Raw genomic sequence first — 4,279 nt, forward strand, 5'->3', positions numbered from 1 at the left:
GCCGTCGCCGTGCGCGACCCGGCCCGCGGCGTGCGCAGGGCGGCGGCGGGCCGGGGGCCGCGGGGGCTGCTCAGGAGCCGGACGTTCTGGCTGCTCGCCGGGACGTTCGCCGTGTGCGGCGCGTCCACGAACGGGGTGATGTGGACGCACTTCACCCCCGCCGCGCACGACCACGGCATGCCGACGACGGTCGCCGCCTCCCTGCTCTCCCTGATCGGGATCTTCAACGTCGCCGGGACCGTGGCCTCCGGCTGGGCCACCGACCGGGCCGATCCGCGACGGCTGCTCGCCGTGTACTACGCGCTGCGCGGCCTCGCCCTGCTCGCCCTGCCGCTGCTGCTCGGCGCCGCCGTCGACGCCCCGCTGCTCGCGTTCACCGTCGTCTTCGGCCTCCTCGACGTCGCGACGATCCCGCCGACGCTGGCGCTGTGCCGGGCCCGGTTCGGTCACGCGGCCCCGGTGGTCTTCGGCTGGGTCAGCGCGGCGCACCAGGTGGGCGCCGGGGCGGTGGCGTTCGGCGGGGGAGCGGTCCGGGACGCGTTCGGTTCGTACGACCCGGTGTGGGTGGGCGTGGCGGGGCTGTGCGCGGGGGCCGCGGTGCTGGTCCTGGTGACGCGGCGGGGCCGCCCCGGGGCCGCCGGATAGGCTCCCGGGGTGAGGGAATGGGTGTTGCGTGCGGCCGAGGCGGACGACATAGAGCAGCTGGTGGAGATGCGGGCCGTGGTGATGCGGGCCGATCTCGAGCGGCTCGGGCGGTTCGACCCGCAGCGGGTGCGCCGGCGGCTGCGCGACGCGTACGAGCCGGAGCACAGCTGGATCATCGAGGTGGACGGGGAGTTCGCCGGGTGCGTCGCGCTGCGCCCCGCGCCGGACGCGTACTGGCTGGAGCACTTCTTCCTGGCCCCGCACCTCCAGGGCTCCGGGACGGGCGGCGCCGTCGTCGCCCACCTGCTCGAGCGCTGCGACCGCGAGGGCGTCCCGGTCCGGCTCAATGTCCTCCAGGGCAGCGCGGCCCGCCGCCTCTACGAGCGCCACGGCTTCGTCACGGAGTCCGAGGACCCCGTCGACGTCTTCATGGTGCGGCCGGCCCGTCCCACGCCCTCGGCGGCCATCGGCCCCGCGGCCGTCGGCCCCGTGCCCGCGTCCGCGCGCCCCGCGCCTACCCCGTGAACGCCTGCGAGACCGCGTAGATCAGCAGGCCCGCCAGGGATCCGACCACCGTGCCGTTGATCCGGATGAACTGCAGGTCACGCCCGATGTGCGCCTCGATCTTGCGGGACGTGTGCTCGGCGTCCCACCCGGCGACCGTGTCCGTGATCAGGGACGTGATCTCGGCTCGGTAGGTCGTCACGACGTAGACCGCGGCGCCCTCCACCCAGCCGTCGACCTTCGCCTGCACCTTCGGGTCGCCCGCCATCCGCGCACCCAGCGACAGCAGCGACGCCCGGACGCGCAGCCGCAGCTCGCTGCGCTCGTCCTCGGCGGCGGCCACGATCATGGCGCGGACCGCGGACCACGTGGAGGCGATCAGGTCCTGTACCTCGGACCGTCCGATGACCTCGGACTTCAGGCGCTCGACGCGCTCCCGGGTGTCCGAGTCGGACTGCAGGTCGGAGGCGAAGTCGGTGAGGAACCGGTCGACCGCGCCGCGTGCCGGGTGCTGCGGCATGTCCCGCATCTCGGTGACGAAGCGCAGCAGCTCCTTGTAGACGCGCTCGCCGATCCGCTTGTCGACGAAGCGCGGGGTCCAGCCGGGCGCGCCGCCCTGCACCGCGTCCATCACCGAGTCGTCGTGCAGCACGAGCCAGTCGTGGGCGCGGGTGCACACGAGGTCGACGACCCGCTTGTGGCCGCCGTCGGCGACGACCTTCTCCAGCATCTTGCCGAGGCCGGGGGCGATCTCCGCGTTGTCCGCGCGGCGGGTGATGGCCTCGCCGACGACGGCCTGCACGTCCTGGTCGCGCAGCACGGTGAGCGCGCCGCGCAGCGCGGTCGCCAGCTCGGCCGTCACCCGGTCCGCGTGCTCGGGCTCGGCGAGCCAGGCGCCGAGCCGGGATCCGATCCCGACCGAGCGCAGCCGCTCGCGCACGACGTCCCCGGAGAGGAAGTTCTCCCCGACGAACTCGCCGAGGGAGACGCCGAGCTGGTCCTTCTTGCGCGGGATGATCGCGGTGTGCGGGATGGGGATGCCGAGGGGGTGCCGGAAGAGGGCGGTGACGGCGAACCAGTCGGCGAGCGCGCCGACCATGCCGGCCTCGGCGGCGGCCGCGACGTAGCCCGCCCAGGAGCCGGCGCCGGAGTGCTCCGCCCAGGTGGCGAGCACGTAGATCACGGCGACGAGCCCGAGCAGGCCCGTCGCCGTCGCCTTCATGCGGCGCACCCCGCGCTGCTTCTCCTGGTCGGCGGGGGTGAACTCGGCGGCGAAACGGCGCGCGGGACGAGGCACACCGGCACCGGCCCCGGCCCCGGTACCGGTATGGGGCAGGGATGAATCCCGGTCCGTCCGGGCATACTGCCCGGTGTCGACTACGTCCGGTCTGCCCGATCTATCCGATCCGACCGATACATCCGTTTTCACCGGACCGGCGGCTTCCCCGGACTCCAGCCCTTCGGGACCGGACCCCCGCCGAGCGCCCCCGCCAGGACCCGACAGACTCTCCGGGCCGTCCGGGCCGTCCGGGCCGTCCGGCTTCTCCGACTCGCTCATCGGTCTCTCCAGCTCGCCGCGTCCGTCACTGTCGTTCCCCTCACACATTGTCCCTTCCTGACGTACTCCCGGAACGAACCACAAGTTCCCGGCGTCTGAAGGGGCGGAGGGGAATCACCTGAGGGCCCCGCAGTCGGCCCCCTCGTCGCCCGCCGCACCCCATGCCTCATCATGGGGTGATCACACCGGAGCCTCGGGGCTCCCCCTGCCCGAGGAGACAGACACCGCATGACCAGGCGAAACGGTTATGCCCTGTTGGCCGCGCTCGTCGCGGTCGTCGTAGTGATATCCGCGGGCATCTACGTGGGCTTCTCCGGGATCCTGCGCGACCGGGACGGCGGCGTCCGGGCCGACGGCGCGCACCCGCGCAGCTCGGCGGCGCCCGCCTCGACCGGCATGTGGGTCGGCAGCTGGTCCGCGGCGCCCGCGGGCGCCGAGCCCGGCACGGAGACGAACGGCTACTTCGGCCGCTCCATACGTAACGTCGTGCACACCAGCATCGGCGGCGCCGGCGCCCGCATCACCCTCTCCAACCTCTACGGGCAGCAGCCGCTCAGCATCACGCACGCCTCGCTCGCCGTGGCGTCCGCGCCGAACAGCCCGACGGCGCTCGCGGGCACCGTCCGGCGGCTCACCTTCTCCGGGAACACGTCGGTGGTCATACCCGCCGGCCGGCAGGTGCTCAGCGACGCGGTGCGGCTGCAGGTGCCCGCCGACTCCGACCTGCTGGTCACGACGTACTCGCCGACCGCGTCCGGCCCGGTCACGTACCACCCGCAGGCCCGGCAGATGTCGTACGTGGCGAACGGCGACCTCACCGAGGAGGCCAACGGCGCGCGGTACACCGAGCAGAGCCCGTACTGGCGCTACCTGAGCGCCCTCGACGTGCTGAGCAACGAGGCGGAGGGCACGCTCGTCGTCCTCGGCGACTCCCTCACCGACGGCATCACGTCCACCGTCGGGGCGAACCGGCGCTGGACCGACGTCCTCGCCGCCCGCCTGCGCACCGAGTCCGGCGCCCCGCGCTACGGCGTCCTCAACCAGGGCATCAGCGGCAACCGCATCCTCTCCGACGGCTACGGCCGCCCCGCCGGCAACCCGAGCGGGCTCGCCCGCTACGACCGCGACGTGCTGGGCCGGGCCGGAGTCCGCGCCGTCGTGATCGACCTCGGTATCAACGACATCCTCCGCAATCCGCACCAGACCGACCCCGACCGGATCGCGGACGGTCTGCGGGAGCTCGTGCGGCAGGCGCACGCGCGCGGGCTGCGCGTGGTCGGGGCGACCCTCATGCCGTTCCAGGGGCACCGGGGGTACGAGCCCCGGCTGGAGGCGGTGCGCGAGGCGGTCAACGGGGAGATCCGGGCCGGGCGCGTCTTCGACAGCTACGTCGACTTCGACCGGGCGCTGCGCGACCCGTACAACCCGCGCCGTCTGCTGCCGCAGTACGACTCCGGCGACCACCTGCACCCCAGCGACGCCGGATACCGCAAGATGGCCGAGTCCTTCGACCTGTCCACGCTGAAGGCCACCCGCGGCGCCGAGCTCTGACCCGTCGCGCCCGCGCCGCCG

Annotated in this window: 4 protein-coding genes; 3 read left to right on the forward strand and 1 reads right to left on the reverse strand. The window is 73.8% G+C overall.

Annotated elements, in window-relative coordinates; translation table 11 throughout:
- Positions 1-645 (forward strand): MFS transporter (locus GTW43_RS01300; protein ID WP_343245855.1); only part of this gene is annotated, 645 nt, incomplete at its 5' end.
- Between the two features lie 9 nt (positions 646-654).
- A complete protein-coding gene (locus GTW43_RS01305) occupies positions 655-1,170 on the forward strand; it encodes a GNAT family N-acetyltransferase (protein WP_161299678.1) in 516 nt (171 codons plus the stop codon).
- Here GTW43_RS01305 and GTW43_RS01310 read toward each other — a convergent pair.
- Positions 1,160-2,371: a DUF445 domain-containing protein gene (locus GTW43_RS01310; protein ID WP_237536338.1), complete on the reverse strand. Its 1,212-nt coding sequence runs from the start codon at positions 2,369-2,371 to the stop codon at positions 1,160-1,162. The genes GTW43_RS01305 and GTW43_RS01310 overlap by 11 nt on opposite strands.
- A gap of 564 nt (positions 2,372-2,935) precedes the next feature.
- Between GTW43_RS01310 and GTW43_RS01315 the strand changes: the two genes are divergently transcribed.
- Positions 2,936-4,258, forward strand: a complete 1,323-nt coding sequence (locus GTW43_RS01315; protein WP_161299680.1) for an SGNH/GDSL hydrolase family protein — start codon at positions 2,936-2,938, stop codon at positions 4,256-4,258.
- Positions 4,259-4,279: the final 21 nt, after the last annotated feature.

Source organism: Streptomyces sp. SID5785 (assembly GCF_009870065.1).
In the GTDB taxonomy this organism is placed as follows: domain Bacteria; phylum Actinomycetota; class Actinomycetes; order Streptomycetales; family Streptomycetaceae; genus Streptomyces.

Bases quoted from the DNA above. Each gene is read 5' to 3' on its own strand.
- GTW43_RS01315 (WP_161299680.1), top strand. From the start codon at position 2,936: ATGACCAGGCGAAACGGTTATGCCCTGTTGGCCGCGCTCGTCGCGGTC.
- GTW43_RS01310 (WP_237536338.1), bottom strand. From the start codon at position 2,371: ATGAAGGCGACGGCGACGGGCCTGCTCGGGCTCGTCGCCGTGATCTAC.